This is a genomic window from Microbacterium sp. 70-16 (genome assembly GCF_001898315.1).
Classification (GTDB): domain Bacteria; phylum Actinomycetota; class Actinomycetes; order Actinomycetales; family Microbacteriaceae; genus Microbacterium.
On the sequence record NZ_MKTQ01000027.1, the window covers coordinates 1 to 18690 of the forward strand.

21 protein-coding genes are annotated in these 18690 nt (G+C 70.3%); 5 read left to right on the forward strand and 16 right to left on the reverse strand.

Annotated features, from left to right (window positions below; all coding sequences use genetic code 11):
• Window positions 1-1277, reverse strand: a 1277-nt coding sequence (locus BGO46_RS11960) for a Clp protease N-terminal domain-containing protein (RefSeq protein WP_299986138.1), incomplete at its 3' end; no start/stop codon positions are given.
• A gap of 268 nt (window positions 1278-1545) precedes the next feature.
• Between BGO46_RS11960 and BGO46_RS11965 the strand changes: the two genes are divergently transcribed.
• Complete coding sequence (locus BGO46_RS11965) at window positions 1546-2310, forward strand: hypothetical protein (protein ID WP_292674182.1); 765 nt, start codon at window positions 1546-1548, stop codon at window positions 2308-2310.
• On the forward strand, window positions 2307-2537 hold the full coding sequence (locus tag BGO46_RS11970; protein WP_292674180.1) for a helix-turn-helix domain-containing protein: 231 nt from the start codon (window positions 2307-2309) through the stop codon (window positions 2535-2537). The genes BGO46_RS11965 and BGO46_RS11970 overlap by 4 nt, the downstream gene beginning before the upstream one ends.
• 108 nt (window positions 2538-2645) lie before the next feature.
• Here BGO46_RS11970 and BGO46_RS11975 read toward each other — a convergent pair whose 3' ends face one another.
• From BGO46_RS11975 to BGO46_RS11985, 3 genes are all read right to left on the reverse strand, one after another.
• A complete protein-coding gene (locus BGO46_RS11975; protein WP_292674177.1) occupies window positions 2646-3380 on the reverse strand; it encodes a hypothetical protein in 735 nt (244 codons plus the stop codon).
• Window positions 3381-3631: 251 nt separating this feature from the next.
• Window positions 3632-5101, reverse strand: a complete 1470-nt coding sequence (gene cls / locus BGO46_RS11980) for a cardiolipin synthase (RefSeq protein ID WP_292674175.1) — start codon at window positions 5099-5101, stop codon at window positions 3632-3634.
• A gap of 47 nt (window positions 5102-5148) precedes the next feature.
• A complete protein-coding gene (locus tag BGO46_RS11985; RefSeq protein WP_292674172.1) occupies window positions 5149-5340 on the reverse strand; it encodes a hypothetical protein in 192 nt (63 codons plus the stop codon).
• A 107-nt stretch (window positions 5341-5447) separates the two neighbouring features.
• Here BGO46_RS11985 and BGO46_RS11990 point away from each other — a divergent pair, with 107 nt between their 5' ends.
• Genes BGO46_RS11990 through BGO46_RS12000 form a run of 3 tightly spaced genes read left to right on the forward strand, consistent with a single transcriptional unit; the run spans window position 5448 to window position 7313 of the window.
• Window positions 5448-6653: a DUF4192 family protein gene (locus tag BGO46_RS11990; RefSeq protein WP_292674170.1), complete on the forward strand. Its 1206-nt coding sequence runs from the start codon at window positions 5448-5450 to the stop codon at window positions 6651-6653.
• A 56-nt stretch (window positions 6654-6709) separates the two neighbouring features.
• Entirely contained in the window at window positions 6710-6910 is a 201-nt protein-coding gene (locus BGO46_RS11995) for a type II toxin-antitoxin system HicA family toxin (RefSeq protein ID WP_292674167.1), read from the forward strand.
• 7 nt (window positions 6911-6917) lie between these two features.
• On the forward strand, window positions 6918-7313 hold the full coding sequence (locus tag BGO46_RS12000; RefSeq protein ID WP_292674164.1) for a hypothetical protein: 396 nt from the start codon (window positions 6918-6920) through the stop codon (window positions 7311-7313).
• 205 nt (window positions 7314-7518) lie between these two features.
• Here the strand turns inward: BGO46_RS12000 and lysS are convergent, their stop codons facing one another.
• From lysS to tilS, 12 genes are all read right to left on the reverse strand, one after another.
• The gene (gene lysS / locus BGO46_RS12005) at window positions 7519-9042 is read right to left on the reverse strand and encodes a lysine--tRNA ligase (protein WP_292674162.1); all 1524 of its coding nucleotides are present in this window, start codon (window positions 9040-9042) and stop codon (window positions 7519-7521) included.
• Window positions 9043-9158: 116 nt separating this feature from the next.
• A complete protein-coding gene (locus tag BGO46_RS12010) occupies window positions 9159-9869 on the reverse strand; it encodes a DUF2520 domain-containing protein (protein ID WP_292674158.1) in 711 nt (236 codons plus the stop codon).
• Window positions 9866-11452: a PH domain-containing protein gene (locus BGO46_RS12015; protein ID WP_292674156.1), complete on the reverse strand. Its 1587-nt coding sequence runs from the start codon at window positions 11450-11452 to the stop codon at window positions 9866-9868. The genes BGO46_RS12010 and BGO46_RS12015 overlap by 4 nt, the downstream gene beginning before the upstream one ends.
• Complete coding sequence (locus BGO46_RS12020) at window positions 11449-12036, reverse strand: PH domain-containing protein (RefSeq protein ID WP_292674154.1); 588 nt, start codon at window positions 12034-12036, stop codon at window positions 11449-11451. The genes BGO46_RS12015 and BGO46_RS12020 overlap by 4 nt, the downstream gene beginning before the upstream one ends.
• Window positions 11981-12472 (reverse strand): DUF3180 domain-containing protein, encoded by a 492-nt coding sequence (locus BGO46_RS12025; protein ID WP_292674151.1) that lies wholly within the window; start codon window positions 12470-12472, stop codon window positions 11981-11983. Before BGO46_RS12025 ends, BGO46_RS12020 begins: the two co-directional genes overlap by 56 nt.
• Window positions 12469-13062 carry a 2-amino-4-hydroxy-6-hydroxymethyldihydropteridine diphosphokinase gene (folK, locus tag BGO46_RS12030; protein WP_292674149.1) on the reverse strand — a complete coding sequence of 198 codons (594 nt, stop codon included), beginning with the start codon at window positions 13060-13062 and terminating at the stop codon, window positions 12469-12471. The genes BGO46_RS12025 and folK overlap by 4 nt, the downstream gene beginning before the upstream one ends.
• Window positions 13059-13427 (reverse strand): dihydroneopterin aldolase, encoded by a 369-nt coding sequence (gene folB / locus BGO46_RS12035; protein ID WP_292674147.1) that lies wholly within the window; start codon window positions 13425-13427, stop codon window positions 13059-13061. Before folB ends, folK begins: the two co-directional genes overlap by 4 nt.
• Window positions 13424-14263, reverse strand: a complete 840-nt coding sequence (gene folP, locus BGO46_RS12040; protein ID WP_292674145.1) for a dihydropteroate synthase — start codon at window positions 14261-14263, stop codon at window positions 13424-13426. The genes folB and folP overlap by 4 nt, the downstream gene beginning before the upstream one ends.
• Before the next feature lies 1 nt (window position 14264).
• Window positions 14265-14852: a GTP cyclohydrolase I gene (folE, locus tag BGO46_RS12045; protein ID WP_292674142.1), complete on the reverse strand. Its 588-nt coding sequence runs from the start codon at window positions 14850-14852 to the stop codon at window positions 14265-14267.
• A gap of 9 nt (window positions 14853-14861) precedes the next feature.
• On the reverse strand, window positions 14862-16871 hold the full coding sequence (gene ftsH, locus BGO46_RS12050; protein WP_292897770.1) for an ATP-dependent zinc metalloprotease FtsH: 2010 nt from the start codon (window positions 16869-16871) through the stop codon (window positions 14862-14864).
• Window positions 16872-16981: 110 nt separating this feature from the next.
• Entirely contained in the window at window positions 16982-17533 is a 552-nt protein-coding gene (hpt, locus tag BGO46_RS12055; protein ID WP_292674136.1) for a hypoxanthine phosphoribosyltransferase, read from the reverse strand.
• A 50-nt stretch (window positions 17534-17583) separates the two neighbouring features.
• The gene (tilS, locus tag BGO46_RS12060) at window positions 17584-18570 is read right to left on the reverse strand and encodes a tRNA lysidine(34) synthetase TilS (RefSeq protein ID WP_292674133.1); all 987 of its coding nucleotides are present in this window, start codon (window positions 18568-18570) and stop codon (window positions 17584-17586) included.
• Between the last annotated feature and the right edge of the window lie 120 nt (window positions 18571-18690).

Sequence of the window (18690 nt, forward strand, 5' to 3'; positions counted from 1 at the left end):
TCGAACTCGCGCAGCTCGGGCGGGCTCGACAGGATCGACAGGCGCAGGCGGGCGCCGGCCTCGTCTATCAGGTCGATCGCCTTGTCGGGCAGGAACCGGTCGCTGATGTAGCGGTCGGCGAGGTTCGCCGCAGCGACGATCGCGCCGTCGGTGATCTGCACCTTGTGGTGCGCCTCGTAGCGGTCGCGCAGGCCCTTCAGGATGTTGATCGCGTGGGGCAGGCTCGGCTCGGCGACCTGGATCGGCTGGAAGCGGCGCTCGAGCGCGGCATCCTTCTCGAAGTGCTTGCGGTACTCGTCGAGCGTCGTGGCACCGATCGTCTGCAGCTCACCGCGAGCGAGGAGCGGCTTCAGGATGGATGCCGCGTCGATCGCACCTTCGGCGGCGCCCGCACCCACGAGGGTGTGGATCTCGTCGATGAAGACGATGATGTCGCCGCGCGTGCGGATCTCCTTGGTGACCTTCTTGAGGCGCTCTTCGAAGTCACCGCGGTAACGGGAACCGGCGATCAGCGAGCCGAGGTCGAGCGAGTAGACCTGCTTGTCCTTCAGCGTCTCGGGCACGTCGTTCTTGACGATCGCCTGCGCGAGGCCCTCGACGACGGCGGTCTTGCCGACGCCGGGCTCGCCGATGAGGACGGGGTTGTTCTTCGAGCGGCGCGACAGGATCTGCATGACGCGCTCGATCTCCTTCTCGCGCCCGATCACCGGGTCGAGCTTGTTGTCGCGCGCGGCCTGCGTGAGGTTGCGGCCGAACTGGTCGAGCACCGCCGAGCCGCCCTGGGCGGACTGCTGGTTCTGCTCGCCGGCGCCGGCGGCGACGCCCGCGGGCTCCTTGCCCTGGTAGCCGCTCAGCAGCTGGATGACCTGCTGGCGCACCTTGTTCAGGTCGGCGCCGAGCTTGACGAGCACCTGGGCGGCGACGCCCTCGCCCTCACGGATGAGGCCGAGCAGGATGTGCTCGGTGCCGATGTAGTTGTGGCCGAGCTGCAGCGCTTCGCGCAGCGACAGCTCGAGCACCTTCTTGGCGCGCGGCGTGAAGGGGATGTGGCCGGTCGGCTGCTGCTGACCCTGGCCGATGATGTCTTGCACCTGCTCGCGCACAGCGTCGAGCGAGATGCCGAGCGACTCGAGTGCCTTCGCCGCGACACCCTCACCCTCGTGGATCAGCCCGAGCAGGATGTGCTCGGTGCCGATGTAGTTGTGGTTGAGCATCTTCGCCTCTTCTTGGGCGAGGACGACGACGCGCCGGGCGCGGTCGGTGAATCTCTCGAACATGTCAGCTCCTCCGGATGCCGAGACTTCTGGCATCTACGTAGAGGCTAACGAGGGATGGATGCCGGTATGCCCGTGTTCGCCGTCGGCGTGATGGATGGGGTGTCGCCGGGGATGAAACGCGGCGCGAAGTTGGCGCGACCCGCGGTTTCGCGGCGCGGGAAGCGACAGAATCCGCCAACTTCTCGGCTGCAGCGTGCGCCCCTTGACACCGCCAGGGAGGCATCCATATCGTTTGTCGATAACAACGATTCTCGATATGGAGGATGCCGTGAGCATCGGAACCCAGAACCTCGGTGAGGGGCTGCTGTGGATCGGCGTCTTCGTCGCCGTCGTCGCCGTGCTGTGCGTGGTGACCGTTTGGATCGCCCGCCGCCGCGGCAGCACGACGGTGGCGCTGGATGCCGCGAGCTCGGTCGCACAGGGATGGCTCTTCCTCATGGCCCTCGGCGTCGGGCTGATGATCTGGCAGTGGTTCACGCAGACGGAGATTTCGGTGTCGGGGATGCCCGTGTCGCTCGCGTACTGGCCGGGAGCAGGTACCCCCGGCTGCGACGACACCGGGGGTGACGTTCCCGTTCTCCTGTGCGCCACGGGTGACGCCGTCGACGCGACGGTGGCGCACCTGACGCTCGGCACACGCGTCGTGATGGCACTCGGGCAGCTACTCGGGGTCCTGCTGGCGGCGATTCCCGCGGTGCTCGTCATCGTGTTGGTGCACCAGACACGCAAGGGCTCGCCGTTCACCCGCGTCGCATCACGGTCGTTCGCGTGGGCGGCGGTCGGCATCCTCGTGCTCGGCACAGTCACCGACCTCGTCGTCGGCATCGGGCGCACTCTCGCCGCGTTCGAGGTCCTTCCCACTCCCGAAGGCGGTGGCGAACTGACGAATCAGGGGATCTTCTACTTGACCGTTCCGCTGTGGCCCGCCGCCGTCGCACTCGCCCTCGCGGCACTCGCCGTGGTGTTCCGCTACGGCTCTGCCCTGCAGCACCAGACCGAGGCGCTGCGCCGCGACACCGAGGGACTCGTGTGAGTCCCGCCGAGGACGACGAGCTCACCGGCATCCGCTGCCGCCTCGACGAGCTGCTCGCCGAGCGTGGGATGACCCTCACGCGGTTGTCGGAGCTCGTCGGCGTATCGGTCGTCAACCTGTCAATCCTCAAGAATGACCGGGCGCGGGCGATCCGCTACTCGACGCTGTCGGCGATCTGCCGGGTGCTCGACTGCGAGGTCGGCGAGCTGCTCGTGCGCGCCGAGTAGGGGGTGCGCTCCGGGCACCTGCGCGAAGTTGGCGCTACCCGCGGTATCGCGGCGCGGGAAGCGACAGTTTGCGCCAACTTCTCGGCGGGAACGAGCCCGCACCCCCGCTCAGCCGACGACGGCCACCTCAACCGGGGTCGCGAACTGCGCGTCGCCGCCGGTGAGCGTCAGCGTCAGCGCGCCGGCGCTCGGGTCGAGAACGTCGAGATCGCCGACGCTGACCAGCAACGCGCGCGGCGCCATGTCCATCGTGCAGGCCTGGTCGGCGGGCGGCGTGACGAAGGTCACGTCGAGGTGCGACGGGTCGGATGCCTCGACGGACTCCACCCGCGGCGCACACGTCGACGAACCCCAGGTCAGCAGCGCGATCAGCTCGGCATCCACCCAGCCTGCACTCGGCGCGTAGTCGGTCGCACCGCCGGCAGCGAGGCCCGGGACGCCGCCCAGGTCGGTCTCGCCGCGGCCGCCCGCGTTGTCGGTGACGACGAGTCCGACCATCTGTGTGGGGTCGACGCCTTCGGGCACGCCCACGAGGGTCACGCGCGGCGCGTAGTCGGCGGTGCACACCTGGTCGTCGGGGCCATTGTCGAGTGTGACGGCGACCGAGCCGTCTGCCTGCAGCGTGGCATCCGACGCAGTCGGGATGCACCCCGACGAACCCCAGGTCACGAGCGCGATCTGGCGTCCCCCGTCGAGCCAGCCCGCCTCGATCTCGATCTCGGTTGCCGCGGGCGACTCTGAGACGCCCTCACTCGTGGGCGTCGCGGTCGCGCACCCCGCGAACAGTAGAGCGCCCGCGCCGAGCAGCGCGAGCAGAGTCAGGGAACGGGGTGCGGCGGCCATGTGGTCATCCTTGTGCAGAGTCGGGACGGATGCCAGGAGGCATCCCATCTGACAGTGTCCTCGGGCCCACGCTCGTCTCGAGTGCACAGCGAACGCACAGCAACGCAAACCCCGCGGCAGCGCCCCCGCGGCGAGAAGTTGGCGCGAACTGCGGTTTCGCAGCGCGGGAAGCGACAGAATGCGCCAACTTCTCGGCGCGGCGCGCACCCGCGCAGGGGCGCCGGCGCAGCGCGGGCCAGCGCAGGGGCGCGCTACTGCAGCGCCGAGGTCAACCGCGCGAGGTTGTCGAGCACGGTCGAGCGCAGGGGCTGCTGCATCCACTCGTCGAGGGTGAGCTCGCGACTGAGCGACCGGTAGGTGTCCTCGACGTCGCGCAGCTGCGCGACGAACTCGCCGCCGCGCACGAGCAGCGAGACCTCGAGGTTGAGACCGAAGCTGCGCATGTCCATGTTGCTCGAGCCGATGACGGCCGTCTCGTCATCGATCGACATCGACTTCGAGTGCAAGATATACGGCGCCCGGTACATCCAGATCTTCACCCCGGCGCGCAGCAGCGCCTCGTAGTAGCTGCGCTGCGCGTGATACACGATCGCCTGGTCGCCCTCTTCCGAGACGAACAGCTCGACGTGCACGCCCCGCTGACAGGCCGTCTGGATCGCCAGCAGCAGCCCCTCGTCGGGCACGAAATAGGGCGAGACGATGATGATCTTCTCGCGCGCCGCGAACAGCAGGGTCATGAACAGCTTGAGGTTGTTCTGGAACTCGAACCCCGGCCCCGACGGCACGATCTGGCAGTCGAGGTCGCCTGTGCCGGGCTCCACCTTGAACAGTTCGAACCCGTCGAAGCCCTCGACGACCGCGTCCGTCTCGCTGTACCAGTCAGACAAAAACACGGCGTTGACGGATGCCACGACGGGCCCGTCGAGCTGCGCCATCATGTCGACCCAGTGCAGTCCGCGCCTGATGTTCTTGCGCAGGTTGTACGTCGAGTCGGTCACGTTCTGCGAGCCGGTGAACGCGACGCGACCGTCGACGACCAGCAGCTTGCGGTGGTTGCGCAGGTCGGGGCGCTGGTAGTGGCCGCGGAGGGGTTTCACCGGAAGCATGAGGTGCCAATCGGCTCCCATGGCATCCAATCGCCGGCACGTCTGCTTGTAGAACGGCTTGCCGCGGTTGGCCCAGTGATCCAGCAGCACGCGCACGGTCACGCCGCGCGCGGCGACCTCTTCGAGCGCGCGGAAGAAGTCATCGGTGGTCGCGTCGGACTGCAGGATGTAGAACTCGACGTGCACGTAGGTCTCAGCCGCGCGGATGGCCGCCGCCATCTCGGCGATGCTGTCCTCATAGCCGGCGATGATCCTTGCGCCGTTGTCGCCGGAGAGGGGCATCGCACCGAGGTTGCGGTTGAGCCGCACCAGCTGCGTGAACCACGGCGGGGCATCGGGGCGCAGCGTCCCGAGATCGAGCCCGTGGCTCGTGCGCCGGATGTAGTCGTTGAGCTGCTGCTGCTTCTTGCGTCGCGCGCGCGGCAGCCGCGGGTTCCCGATCATCAGGAACAGCAGCACGCCGATGTACGGGATGAAGTAGATGGCCAGCAGCCAGGCCATCGCCGCCGTGGGGCGCCGGTTTCGCGGCACGATGATGATCGCGAGGATTCTCACCGTGAGGTCGACGAGCAGGGCGACGACGACCCAGAACAGCGTCCATCCGCTCTGATCCACGTGCCCTCCCCCGCTGATCGCCTCCGCTCAGCGTATCGGGCGGGAACCTATGCGGCGCGCCGGTCGCCGTCCGCCGGCGGCAGTCCGCGCTTGGCGCGCTCTTCCGCCTCGATCTGCGCGTAGGCGCGGCGCTCGGTGCGATCCATCCGCAGGATCGACCGCAGCACGAAGACGAACAGCCCGAGCACGACCACGGTCGGCAGCAGCGACCAGATGACGGCGGCCCAGTACGAATCCATGCCCCCTATGGTACGGAAGTTATCCACAATCGGCGATTTTCCGAATCTGTCCACGGATGCCCCCGATCGGCTCCCACGCGGGCGGGCGCACCGTCAGGCTCGCTTCCATGTCCGTCACCGTGAAAGCCGCCGATGCGGCACAGTTCCTGTCCCTCGTCCCGCAACTGCTCGGCTGCACGCCGACGCAGAGCCTCGTGCTCGTCCCGATGGCCGCCGGCCGCAGCCTGGGCGCGCTGCGCCTCGACCTTCCGCCCGATGATCTGGCCGACGCCGTGGCCTCCAGCGCGATCGGCATGCTGTGCCGCATCGGCGAGGCCGACGCGATGATCGCCGTCGTGTACACCGACGAGGCGATCGCCGGGGCCGCAACGCCGCCTGGCGAGGCCGCCGCTCTGCCCGGCGGCGCAGCCGCGCTGCCCGGCGACGCAGCCACCGAAGCCGCCGTGCTGCCCGGCGACGCGCTCATCTCGCTGCTGGGCGCGAAGGCGGATGCCTGCGGGCTGCGCCTCGTTGACGCGCTGACCGTCGCCGCCGACGGCTGGGGGTCGCACCTCGAACCGGATCTGCCGCCCGGCGGGCATCCGCTGGATGCGCTGCAGGTGCGCGGGGCGGATGCGTCGGCCCTCGCCGCCGGAGGTGTCGACGCGTCCCGCGGAGACCAGGCGTCGGGTGCGACGCTGCCGCAGGTCGGTCAGACCGCGCGTCGCGCCGTCGCGCAGTCGCTGCGGTCGCTCAGCTCGGCGCTCGAGGTGATCTGTGGCATCCCCTCGGTCGCCGGTGCTGACTCTCGCATCGACCCGGCTGCGCTCGAGGCCGCGTGTGAGCTGGACGATCTGCCTGCCCTGTTCGAGGAGGCGCTGCGCTGGCAACCCAGTGAAACGCCGATGCACACCGCGATGCTGGGCTGGTGCCTGTCGCGGCCGTCGCTGCGCGACGTCGCGCTCGTGCAGTGGGCGACGGATTCCGCGGGCGGCGACATCGCGATGGAGGCCCAGCGACGGTGGGAGGACGGCGCGGACTACCCCGCCGACCTCGCGTCGCTCATGTGGGGCGAAGGCCCGCGGCCCGACGCGGAGCGCCTCGAGTCTGCGCTGCGGCTCGTGCGCGAGGTCGCCGCCCTGCTGCCGAAGAAGCAGCGCCCCGGCCCGCTCGCGATGTGCGCGTGGCTGTCGTGGGCGCTCGGCCGCTCCTCGCACGCCGACCGCTACGCCGGAATGGCTCTCGCGATCGACCGCCGCCACGGCCTGGCCGACATCGTGCGGTCCTTCGCTCAGGCGGGCCACCTGCCCGACTGGGCCTTCCGCCTCGAATGACCCCGCTTTATAGACCGACCTAGACATGCACGTATATAGCGATCTGGAGTACTCTCATGAAGGAGGCGAAGCGCTCAGACGTCGAACGATTTCTTCGCAGCGAGGGGTACCGCGTGACACGCGACAGCGGCCCACATACGTGGTGGTCGAAGGAGGGCGCCCGGTCAGTGCCGCTTCCCCGCCATACGAGGATCTCACCGGGAGTCCTGCGGAGCATCGAGAGGATCGTCGGGCATGTGCCGCCCGACTGGAAGTGAGGCTGAGGTGAATCGCCAGCGATACGTCGTCGAGGTGCATCGTCAAGGCCGATGGTGGGTCATCGACGCGCCCGCCGTCGACTACCGTACACAGGCGCGCACGCTTGCCGACGTCGATGAGATGTCTCGCGACCTGATCGCCGGGGCACTCGACGTGCCGCTCGATGCCTTCGACATCGACGTCCGCGTCGCGACGCCGAGTGACGTCCTCGAGAAGCTCAACGAAGTCGCCGGCCTCGAGCGTGAAGCGCTGAGCGCGCAGGCGCGCGCGGCGTCCGAACGCCGCGCAGCAGCGCACCTGCTCACAGATGCGTACGGGCTCTCCGCCATCGACGCCGCGCGAGTCCTCGGAGTGAGTCGCGGACGGGTGTACCAGCTGCTCGACGAACCCCAGCGCGCCTGACCCGCGCCTGCGCCCCGAGCCGCGACAGGGGCGCCGACCCGACGCAAACCGCATGTTGCGACGCCGGCCACCGACAACGCCCGTCGGCTCGACGCCAAAGCTAGAGCCCGACCCGACGCAAACTGCCGGTTGCGGCGCCGACCACCGACAACGCGCGTCGGCTCGGCGGCAAACCCGGCGCCGAGCCAGGGCGCGCGAGCCCGGGCTACTTCACCAGGGGGAAGAGGATCGTCTCGCGGATGCCCAGGCCGGTGATCGCCATCAGCAGGCGATCGATGCCCATGCCCATGCCACCCGTCGGCGGCATGCCGTGCTCGAGCGCGCGCAGGAACTCCTCGTCGACGCGCATCGCCTCGTCGTCGCCGCGCGCGGCGAGCTTCGCCTGCTCGACGAAGCGCTCGCGCTGGATGACGGGGTCGACGAGCTCGGAGTACCCGGTCGCGAGCTCGAACCCGCGGACGTAGAGGTCCCACTTCTCGACGACGCCGCGGATCGAGCGGTGCTCGCGCACGAGCGGGCTTGTGTCGAGCGGGAAGTCCATGACGAACGTCGGACGCTCGAGTCCGTCCTTGACGAAGTGCTCCCAGAGCTCCTCGACGTACTTGCCGTGCGTCGCGACCTTCTCGGGCACCGCGACGCCGACCTCGGCGGCGAGCGCCTGCAGCTCGGCGAGCGACGTGTCGGGGGTGATCGTGCGACCGGATGCCTCGGACAGCGACGCGTACATCGACAGGCGCTCCCACTGCCCGCCCAGGTCGAACTCGGTGCCGTCGGCCCACGTCACGGTCGTCGAACCCGTCACCGCGATCGCGGCGTTCTGGATGAGCTCCTGCGTCAGGTCGGCGATGCCGTTGTAGTCGCTGTACGACTGGTAGGCCTCGAGCATCGCGAACTCGGGGCTGTGCGTCGAGTCGGCACCCTCGTTGCGGAAGTTCCGGTTGATCTCGAAGACCCGGTCGATGCCGCCGACCACGGCGCGCTTGAGGAACAGCTCCGGCGCGATGCGCAGGTACAGGTCGGCGTCGAACGCGTTCGAGTTCGTGATGAACGGGCGTGCGGCCGCACCGCCGTGCTGCACCTGCAGCATCGGAGTCTCGACCTCGAGGAATCCGTGGCTCGCGAACGTCTGGCGCAGCGACGCGTTGACCTTCGCGCGCGCGATGACGGTCTCGCGCGCCTGGTCGCGCACGATGAGGTCGAGGAAGCGCGAGCGCACGCGGCCCTCGTCAGACAGGTCGGTGTGCAGGTTCGGCAGCGGCAGCAGCGCCTTCGACGCGATCGCCCAGTCACTCACCATGATCGACAGCTCACCGCGGCGGCTGGAGATGACCTGACCGGTGACCGAGACGTGGTCACCCAGGTCGACGAGATCCTTCCACGCCTGCAGCGACTGTTCGCCGACCTCGGCGAGCGAGACCATGGCCTGGATGCGCGAGCCGTCGCCGGCCTGCAGCGACGCGAAGCACAGCTTGCCGGTGTTGCGGCTGAACACGACGCGGCCGGCGACCGACGCCGTCACGCCGGTCTCGGCACCCGCCTCGAGGTCGGCGTAGCGCTCGCGGAGCTCGGCGATCGTATCGGTGACGGGCACCGTCACCGGGTAGGCGCCGCCCGCGGCATCCGCCCGTTCCGCCAGCAACCGCTCACGCTTGGCGAGGCGGACGGCCTTCTGTTCGATGACCTCCGCAGCGTCGTCGATCGTCGGGTCGGCGGGCGTGGTGTCTGTCATGGCAGCGGGCTCCTCGGAAGTGACGTTCAAGTCTACCGAGGCCTGCCTCGGCGACCGCAGAGCCGACGCGAGCAGGGCCGACGCGAGCAGGCCCGGCGCGAGCAGGGTCGGCGCGGTCAGAGCCCGCGTGCGTCCGGGTCTTCGCCCGCGTCGGCGAGCGCACGCTCGATCGTCGAGTGCACGAGGCTCGACAGATAGGTCCCCGGCTCGGCGACGCCGACCTGCCGCAGCAGCGCGGCGGACTGCCTGACGACGGATGCCGAGAACTCGGTCGCCGTCGCGATCGCCTCGCCGTACGCGGCGCGATCGGCCTCAGCCACGACGATCGGCTCGCATCCGAGCTCGACGGCGAGCGCTTGCGCGATCGGGAGCACGGCGGCGGGCGCCGTCACGGCGGCGAACGCGTCGTGCAGCTGTCGCAAGTCGATCGAGGTTCCCGTGAAGGCGATCGCGGGATGCACGGCGAGCGGAATCGCGCCGCGGGATGCCGCGGGGGCGAGCACCTCGATACCCAAGGCGGGATCGGTGTGCAGCACGAGCTGGCCGATCTGCCATGCGCCGAGCTCGGCGAGCCCCGCGACGACGCCGGCGAGCTCGGCGCGCGGCAGCGCCAGGACGACGAGCTCGCTGCGGCGCACGATCTCGTCGGCGGGCAGCACGGGCACTCCCGGCAGGATCGCCTCGACGCGGTCGGGGTCGGATCCCGCCGTGATTCCGGTGAGCGCGTGCCCGACGCCGGCGAGCGCGGCGCCGAGGACGGGCCCGACGCGGCCGGCGCCGATGATGCCGACGCCGAGGCGGCTCGGGCGGGTCGATTCGTGTGTCATCGCGCGGCCTCATCCCAGCGGTGCGAGCGGTCGGCGGCCGCCGCCGCGAGGGCGGCGTCCTCCGTGGCCTGCCACGCGGCGAGGGCGTCGTCGCGGTCGATGATCCCGATGCCGCCCGAGACGGGCCCGAGCACCGTGTGGCCGGTGAGGTTCGCGACGCGCAGCGCGCGGTCGATCGGGCCTTGCGCGATGCGGACGGACTGCAGGCGGGCGAGCGGCAGGATGACCAACTCGCGCTTCAGTCGGCCGCGCCGCAGCAGGAGCGCTCCGGGGGTGAGCAGCAGGCCGTTGCGGCGCCACGACAGCGGCCGCAGCCAGCGCGCGCGCCGGGGCGTCGTCGTGAAGGGGTCGCCGGCGGTCTTGCCCGTGCCCAGCAGACCGTGCTCGACGAGCGCCGCCCAGTCCTCGGCAGAGATCCCGGGCAGCAGCAGCCGCAGCACGCGCTCGACGTCGTCGCGCGCGCCGACCGGCAGCACCTCGGCGAGCTGCAGCGACTGGCTGTCGGCGCCCGAGCGTCCCGAGAGCCGGTTGACACGGATGCCCCACCAGCCGAACCGGCGCCACAGCAGCGGCTGATGGATCTCGACCGCGTGCACGCGCCCCGGCGGCAGCGTCTCGGTGACCGTCGTGGTGAGCCCGAACGTGATGCGCACGCCCGCCGACGTCGGCGCAATCGAGTACCGCAGGCTCCGCGTGATGGAACGGAACCAATACGCGCCGAAACCGAGGACGGTCGGGACGATCGTGACCAGCACCCATGGTGTGCCGACGATCGACCCCACGACGACAGCGGCGATGAGCGCGAGCAGCCAGATCGTTGAGCTGGTCAGCAGGTGCGAGGCGATCAGACGCCCCGGCGGGATCGTGACGACGTATGCCGGTTCCTCGGTCGCCGGGTCGACACCGTCGATCAGTCCCGTCAGCCCCGCGGCCACGGCATCGACGGTCGCGCGCGACAGCGGCCGCCCGCTCTCTTGCGCGGCGCGCGCCTCGGCGAGCTGCCGGCCGGAGGCGAGCCGCAGGATGTCGGCGCGGACGGCCTCGGCATTGGCCGTCGAGAGGTACTCGAGCTTGACGTTGGCATCCAGCCCCGCCCCGACCACTTCGAGCTTGGCGGCCCCGAGCAGTCGCGCGATCATCGGGCGGGTGAGGTTGACGCCCTGCACACGGTCGAGCGGCGCGCGCCGGTGCGTGCGGAACAGCACGCCGCTGCGCACTTCGACGTCGTCGCCCGTGATGCGGAACGTGTGGAAGCGCCACAGCAGCCAGAAGACCACGAGCAGCACGATCAGCACCGCGAGCACGGCGAGGCCCGCGAGCAACCAGAGGTTGTTCTCCCACACGTAATCGACGGGGTCGCCGCCCTCGAACTGCTGCCACTCGGCGAAACCCGGCACGAACCAGCCGAGGATGCGGTCGCGCAGGTTCGTGACGACGATGCCGATCACGACCAGGAGGAACAGCCCGCCGCGCAACACCGGCGTCAGCGGATGCAGCCGGTGCCACTCCCCGTCACTCAACGGCGAGCGCGTGACACCCGCCGTGGCCCCCGAGCCTGTCGAGGGGCCGCCCGCATCGGTCACAGGCCGGTCCGTCGCGTCTCGGCGACCGCGATGAGCGTGTCGCGCAGTCGCTCGGCGGCCTCCTGCCCGAGCCCGGGGATCGTGACCCCCGTCGTCGCGGCGGCCGTTACCAGCTTGAGCTGGGCGATGCCGAAGCCGCGATCGAGAGGCCCGTGTGTGATGTCGACGAGCTGCATGCGTCCGTACGGGACGGCCACCATCCGCTGCCACAGGATGCCGCGTCGGAACACGAGGTCGTCGGTGCGCAACTGGTACCCGTACGCGCGCGCCTGCCGCGGCAGGATCACGAGCGTCCAACCGAGGATCACGACGAAGACGCCCGCAGCCGCCCACGGCCACCACAGCCCGGTCACGAGCCAGAGCACGAGCGCCGCGGCGAGGACGAGCGCGAGCAGCGCGCCCGTGGAGATCAGCTGCACCGTCACGTACTTGCGCGAGATCTGGTGCCAGACGCCGTCGCCGAGCGGCAGGCGGTTCGCGCTGCGCGGCTCGAGGATGCGGTCGTACGTCCCGGCATCCGCCGCGGCGTCAGTCGTGGTGTGAGAATCCGAAGCCGGGCTCGTCGGGTCCGGGCTGTTCGTCATCATCGTCCTTCCGGATGGTGCACAGATGTTCGGCCACGAGGGCGGCGGCAAGCAGCACGATGCCGCCGACAAGGCTCGCGATCGCGGCCAGAACCGAGCCTACGGGGGCGACCGGCCGGGTCAACAGGAACACGACCAGGCCCGCCGCGATGCCGGCGACGATAGCGCCGACGATGCTGGATGCCTTCGCGAGCATCGCGACGCGCACGGCGCGGAACGGGTCGACCGGCTGCGGGTCGCGGCCCGTGATCGCCCGCCGGATCGGCAGCGCGAACAAGATGTCGGCCGCTGCCAGCAGCACGAGCAGCACCGGCAGCAGCAACGAGGGCGTGAAGGTCGCCTGGCCGGCACTGGTGAGCAGTTGATCAACGCCGAAGCCGACGATCAGACCGAGGATGCCCGCGATCACGAGAACCGACGCACTCGTGCGCTTCATGTCGTCGCACCCCCGCTATCGCCGGCATCTGCGGTGTCGCCGCCGTCGGCGGACTGCCCGGCGTCCCCGCGCAGCCGCGCGAGCAGCTCCGCGACCCGGCCCACCCCCGGCAGCACGGCGTCGGGGTCGATCGCGAGCCACGGCCCGAGCACGAAGTCGCGCTCGGCGGCGCGCGGGTGCGGCACCTGCAGCGCCGGCTCGTCGCTGCGCACGTCACCGTAGGCGATGAGGTCGAGGTCGAGCGTGCGGTCGCCCCAGCGCTCGCGGCGTTCGCGGCCGTGCTGCGCCTCGATCGCGTGCAGGTAGCTCAGCAGCACGCTCGGCGCGAGGCGCGTCGTGACCAGCGCGACGGTGTTGAGGTAGGCGGGAGCCGAGGCATCCGGCCCCGCAAGCGTCACGGCGACCGATTCGATCGGCGGCGCGGCACGCACGTCGGTCGTCAGCGGCAGCCGCGCGAGTGCGCGAACGGCGTCATCGATCGTCGCGGCGCGGTCGCCGAGGTTCGCGCCGAGCGCGACGACGGCGACGGTCTCGACGGGGGTGTGCGTGGTCGCCTCGCCCTGATAGCCCTGTGCCAGCCGGCGGCTCATCGCCCGCTCCGCTCACGGCGGATCTGCACACTGACGTCGTCGAACGGCACCGTGATGGGCGCCTGCGGCTTGTGGATCGTGACCTCGACGGCATCCACTCGGTCGTAGCCCAGCGCGACGTCGGCGATGCGCTGGGCGACGGTCTCGAGCAGGTCGACGGGCTCGCCCGACAGGACGGCGGCGACGGCTTCGGCGAGTTCGCCGTAGTGCACCGTGTCGGCGACGTCGTCGCTGCGTGCGGCGTCGGCGAGCGACAGCTCGAGCGTCACGTCGGCGATGAAGACCTGCCCCTCGCGGCGCTCGTGCAGGTAGACGCCGTGGTGGCCGGTGGCACGGATGCCGGTGAGCACGATCCGGTCGGTCATGTCGCGTCCTCCGCGTCGTTCCAGTGCCGCCACACGGTTAGCGCGTCGCGGGTGGCTGCGACATCGTGCACACGCACGGCCCAGACACCGGCTTGCGCCGCGAGCACGCTCGTGACGGCCGTCGCCAGATCGCGGCGCTGCGTCGAGACCTCGCCGGCCACGCCTGCCTCGCCGCGCAACCCTTCGCCGCGCAGCGCTTCGGCGAGGAAGCCCTTGCGACTCGTGCCGACGAGCACCCGCGCGCCGAGCGCGACGACGCGGTCGAGCGCGTGTAGCGCCTGCCAGTTCTGCGCGCCGCGCTTGCCGAACCCGATGCCCGGGTCGACGATGACGCGGTCGGGTGAGATGCCTGCCGCGGCCGCCGCCGCGACGCGCGCCTCGAGTTCAGCGACGAGTTCACGGGCGAGGTCGGCGTAGCTCGCCTGCGCGTACATGTCGGCGGACGGTCCGCGCCAGTGTTGCAGCACGATGTCGGCGCCCGATGCCGCGACGGCAGGCAGCATCTCCGGGTCGGCGAGGCCGCCCGAGACGTCGTTGACGATGCGGGCTCCGGCGGTGACCGCCGCGACCGCCGTCGACGCGTTCATCGTGTCGATGCTGATGACGGCGCCCTCGGCCGCGAGCGCCGCGATCACCGGCACGACGCGCTCCTGCTCGAGCGCGGGGTCGACGCGCTGCGCGCCGGGCCGGGTGGACTCGCCGCCGATGTCGAGCAGGTCGGCGCCCGCCGCCCGAAGCGCGCGACCGTGCGCGATCGCGGCATCCGCGTCGAGATAGCGGCCGCCGTCGCTGAACGAGTCGGGCGTCACGTTGACGATGCCCATGATGCGCACCATGTCAGCCGGCCCCGGTCATGAGCATGACGATCTCTGCCCGCGCCGCGGGCTCGGCCAGCTCACCGCGCGCCGCGATCGTGACGGTGGATGCCTCGCCCTGCCGGCCGCCGCGCATCGTGACGCACTCGTGCACGGCATCCAGCACGACGAGCACCCCGCGGGCATCCAGCGACCCGGCGATCGTGTCGGCGATCTGCTCGCCGAGGCGCTCCTGCACCTGCGGACGCGACGCGAGCACGTCGACGACCTTCGGCAGGGCGCCGAGACCGACGACCTGCTCGCCGGGCAGATACGCGATGTGCGCGCGCCCCGCGAACGGCAGCAGGTGGTGCTCGCAGACCGAGCGGAAGCGGATGTCGCGCAGCAGCACGGCTCCCGACGGCAGCGTGTCGGGGGCCGGCCCGCGCGTCACCGAGATCGTGTGTGCGAGGGGCGACGCGGCATCCTCACCGACGCCGGAGAAGAACTCCGCGTAGGTGTCGGCGACGCGCTGCGGGGTCGCCTTCAGCCCCGGACGGTCGGGGTCTTCCCCGATCGCCTCGAGGATCTCCCGCACGGCGGCGGCGACGCGATCACGATCGACAGCCACCCTCCGAGCTTAGGCCGTCGCGGGCCGCGCTTGACCGGTCGCGCGACGCGCGGGCGCCTTCTCGGCGGCCGTCTCCGACTCGACGGGGACGGATGCCGCAAGTCCCGCGTCCTCCTGACGACGCGGCACGTCGACGGGCGGGCGAGTCGAGACGGGGCGCTCCTGGCTGGAGAGCCACTGGGGGCGCGGCGGCAGCTTCTGGACGTCCTTGAAGATCTCGGCGAGCTCGAGGTGGTCGAGCGTCTCCTTCTCGAGCAGCGCGAGCGCGAGGCGGTCGAGCACGTCGCGGTTCGCGTTGATGACCTCGTATGCCTCATTGTGAGCCTGCTCGATCAGCTGGCGCACCTGCTGGTCAACGCGCTCGGCGATGCGCTCGGAGAAGTCGCGGCCGTGACCCATGTCGCGCCCCATGAACACCTCGCCGGATGCCGCGCCGAGCTTGACCGGGCCGACCTCGGTCGTCATGCCGTACTCGGTGACCATCTTGCGGGCGATGCCGGTGGCCTTCTCGATGTCGTTGCTCGCGCCCGTGGTCGGGTCGTGGAAGACGATCTCCTCGGCGACGCGTCCGCCCATCGCGTAGGTGAGCTGGTCTTGCAGCTCATTGCGGGTGACGGAGTACTTGTCTTCGAGGGGCAGCACCATCGTGTAGCCGAGGGCCTTGCCGCGCGGGAGGATCGTGACCTTCGTCACCGGGTCGGTGTTGTTCATCGCGGCGGCGGCGAGGGCGTGACCACCCTCGTGGTAGGCCGTGATGAGCTTCTCCTTGTCCTTCATGACGCGCGTGCGACGCTGAGGACCGGCGATGACGCGGTCGATCGCCTCGTCGAGCGCGCGCATGTCGATGAGCTGCGCGTTCGAGCGAGCCGTCAGCAGCGCCGCCTCGTTGAGGACGTTCGCGAGGTCGGCGCCGGTGAACCCAGGCGTCTTGCGCGCGATGACGGAGAGGTCGACCGAGGGCGATAGCGGCTTGCCGCGACCGTGCACCTCGAGGATCTTCTGACGGCCCTTGAGGTCAGGGGCGTCCACCCCGATCTGCCGGTCGAAGCGGCCCGGACGCAGCAGGGCCGGGTCGAGGATGTCGGGGCGGTTGGTCGCCGCGATGACGAGCACCGAGACCTTCGGGTCGAAGCCGTCCATCTCGACGAGCATCTGGTTGAGGGTCTGCTCACGCTCGTCGTGACCGCCTCCCATGCCGGCGCCGCGGTGGCGGCCGACGGCGTCGATCTCGTCGATGAAGATGATCGCGGGGGCGTTCTCTTTTGCCTGGTTGAACAGGTCGCGCACGCGGCTCGCGCCGACGCCGACGAACATCTCGACGAAGTCAGAACCCGAGATCGAGTAGAACGGCACACCCGCCTCACCCGCGACAGCGCGCGCGAGCAGAGTCTTGCCGGTTCCGGGAGGGCCGTACAGCAGCACGCCCTTCGGGATGCGGGCACCGACGGCCTGGAACTTGGCCGGGTCCTTCAGGAAGTCCTTGATCTCCTGCATCTCTTCGATGGCCTCATCGGCACCGGCGACGTCGGCGAACGTGACGGTCGGGGTCTCCTTCGTCACGAGCTTCGCGCGCGACTTGCCGAACTGCATCACCTTGCTGTTGCCGCCTTGCGCGGCCGAGAAGAAGAACCAGAACAGCACACCCAGCAGCAGCAGCGGGAGCAGCAGCGAGATCATGCTCTCGAAGAAGCTCGTGCGCGGAACGACGTCGTTGAAGCCGTCCTTCGGGTCGGCGGCGTCGATCGCCGAGACGACCTCAGACGAACGCGCGCCCACGTAGTAGAACTGCACCTGGGTCGAGCCCTCGTACGCCGTGCTGAGGGTCATGTCCACGCGCTGGTCACCGTCGGTGTTGGTCACCTCGGTGACGGTGCCGCCCTTGAGGAGCTCGAGGCCCTCTTGCGTCGTGATCTGCTTGGCGCCGGTCAGCGTCGAGATGAGCGACATGCCGGCCACGAGGAGGACGCCGATGAGCAACACGTAGACGAACGGGTTGCGCGTGAGCTTCTTGAAATCCATGGTCCGCTCAGGCTACCCCGCCGTCACTATGCAGGTACTGTGCGTTCGCCGTCAGCTATATACGTGTGGGGCGGTCGAGTGCCGGGCGCTCAGCTGTAGACCGAGGGCGCTCAGCTGTAGACGTGCGGAGCAAGAACCGCCACGTCGCGGAGGTTGCGGTAGTGCTCGTCGTAGTCCAGTCCGTAGCCGACGACGAAGTCGGTCGGGATGTCGAAGCCGACGTAGCGCGAACGGATCTCGACCTTGGCCGCCTCGGGCTTGCGCAGCAGCGCGAGCACCTCGATCGACTCGGCGCCGCGCGAGGCGAAGTTCTCGAGCAGCCAGCTGAGGGTCAGTCCCGAGTCGATGATGTCCTCGACGATGAGCACGTGCTTGCCGTGCAGGTCGGTGTCGAGGTCTTTGCGGATCTGCACGACGCCGCTCGACTTGGTGCCCGCGCCGTACGACGACACGGCCATCCAGTCGATCGTCACGTCGCGCGACAGACGGCGCGAGAAGTCGGCCATCACCATGACAGCACCCTTGAGCACGCCGACGAGCAGCAGTTCCTTGCCCTCGTAGTCGGCCTCGACCTGACGGGCGAGCTCTTCGAGCTTCGCGTGGATCTCCTCCTCGGTGACGAGGACGGTGGTGAGCTGGTCCGCGATCTCGGCTGCGCGCATGCCACGAGTCTAGGCAATCGCCGCCGCACGGGCACTCTCGAGTGGCCGGCTCAGCGCGCGGTGAACTCCAGCCGCTGACCGGCGCGGCGCGCCTGGCATCCCGGCAAGTCGATCGGGCCCTGCCCGCGCCAGTCGGTGACGAGCCGCGCGACCTCAAGGGTCTGCGCGCGGGTGAGGCTCTGGCCGAACTCGCTCGCGACGACGTGGCGGATGATGCGGTGGCGCAGCGCCGGCGGATTGGCGGCGAGCGCGGGCACCGAGACGGCGATGCCGGCTTCGGCGTGCTCGACGATGTCTTCGATCGTCTCGTCGATCATGTCGGCGAATGCCGCGGCATCCTCTCGCAGTTGATCGCTCGTGCGCGCGAGGGCTTCGGCGATGCCGGGGCCGAGCTCGGCTTCGAGCACCGGCATGACGTCCTGCCGCACGCGCACGCGCAGGAAGCGTCGGTCGAGGTTGTGCGGGTCATCCCACGGCGGCAGGCCTTCGGCCGCGCAGGCGGCGCGCGTCTCGGCGCGGCGGATGCTCAGCAGAGGCCGCAGCACGCGGATGCCCTCCTCGACGCGATCGGCGGCCATGCCGCCGAGGCTGGCCGCACCCGACCCGCGGGCGAGGCCGATCAGGACGGTCTCGGCCTGGTCGTCGAGGGTGTGCGCGAGCAGGACGGCTTCGGCCCCGGCATCCTGCGCCGCCTCGAGCAGCGCGGCGCGGCGGGCGTCACGCGCGGCGGCCTCGGGCCCGCCGTCCGTGCCGACCTCGACGCGGATGACTCGCGCCGGCAGCCCCAGTTTCTCGGCGGCTGCGGCGGCACGGGCCGCGACGCGGTCTGAGCCCTGCTGCAGGCCGTGGTCGATCACGACAGCCGACGCGGCGACCCCCGCCTTGGGTGCCTCGAAGGCGACCGCGGCGGCGAGCGCGAGCGAGTCTGCGCCGCCCGAGAGGCCGACCAGAACGGGTCCGGTGACGCTCGCGAGCGCCGCCCGGACGGCTCGGCGGACCTCCGCGACGGCGGGATCGAGGCCAGGCCGGGGTTCCATACCCCCACGCTAGCGCCCGCGTGCGTTCGTAATTCAGTCTGGTTGCGCCGTCTCCTCGGCCCCGACCGCGGAAACACGCGGAGCCGCAGCGCATGTGCCCGCGCGCAGACTGAATAGTGA

Coding starts and splice junctions, on each gene's coding strand:
- BGO46_RS11990 (WP_292674170.1), top strand. CDS start 5,448: ATGTCCGTCACCGTGAAAGCCGCCGATGCGGCACAGTTCCTGTCCCTC.
- BGO46_RS11975 (WP_292674177.1), bottom strand. CDS start 3,380: ATGGCCGCCGCACCCCGTTCCCTGACTCTGCTCGCGCTGCTCGGCGCG.
- folK (WP_292674149.1), bottom strand. CDS start 13,062: ATGAGCCGCCGGCTGGCACAGGGCTATCAGGGCGAGGCGACCACGCAC.
- folP (WP_292674145.1), bottom strand. CDS start 14,263: ATGGTGCGCATCATGGGCATCGTCAACGTGACGCCCGACTCGTTCAGC.
- BGO46_RS12025 (WP_292674151.1), bottom strand. CDS start 12,472: ATGAAGCGCACGAGTGCGTCGGTTCTCGTGATCGCGGGCATCCTCGGT.
- lysS (WP_292674162.1), bottom strand. CDS start 9,042: ATGACAGACACCACGCCCGCCGACCCGACGATCGACGACGCTGCGGAG.
- hpt (WP_292674136.1), bottom strand. CDS start 17,533: ATGCGCGCAGCCGAGATCGCGGACCAGCTCACCACCGTCCTCGTCACC.
- BGO46_RS12010 (WP_292674158.1), bottom strand. CDS start 9,869: ATGACACACGAATCGACCCGCCCGAGCCGCCTCGGCGTCGGCATCATC.
- tilS (WP_292674133.1), bottom strand. CDS start 18,570: ATGGAACCCCGGCCTGGCCTCGATCCCGCCGTCGCGGAGGTCCGCCGA.
- ftsH (WP_292897770.1), bottom strand. CDS start 16,871: ATGGATTTCAAGAAGCTCACGCGCAACCCGTTCGTCTACGTGTTGCTC.
- BGO46_RS11995 (WP_292674167.1), top strand. CDS start 6,710: ATGAAGGAGGCGAAGCGCTCAGACGTCGAACGATTTCTTCGCAGCGAG.
- BGO46_RS12020 (WP_292674154.1), bottom strand. CDS start 12,036: ATGACGAACAGCCCGGACCCGACGAGCCCGGCTTCGGATTCTCACACC.
- BGO46_RS11985 (WP_292674172.1), bottom strand. CDS start 5,340: ATGGATTCGTACTGGGCCGCCGTCATCTGGTCGCTGCTGCCGACCGTG.
- folB (WP_292674147.1), bottom strand. CDS start 13,427: ATGACCGACCGGATCGTGCTCACCGGCATCCGTGCCACCGGCCACCAC.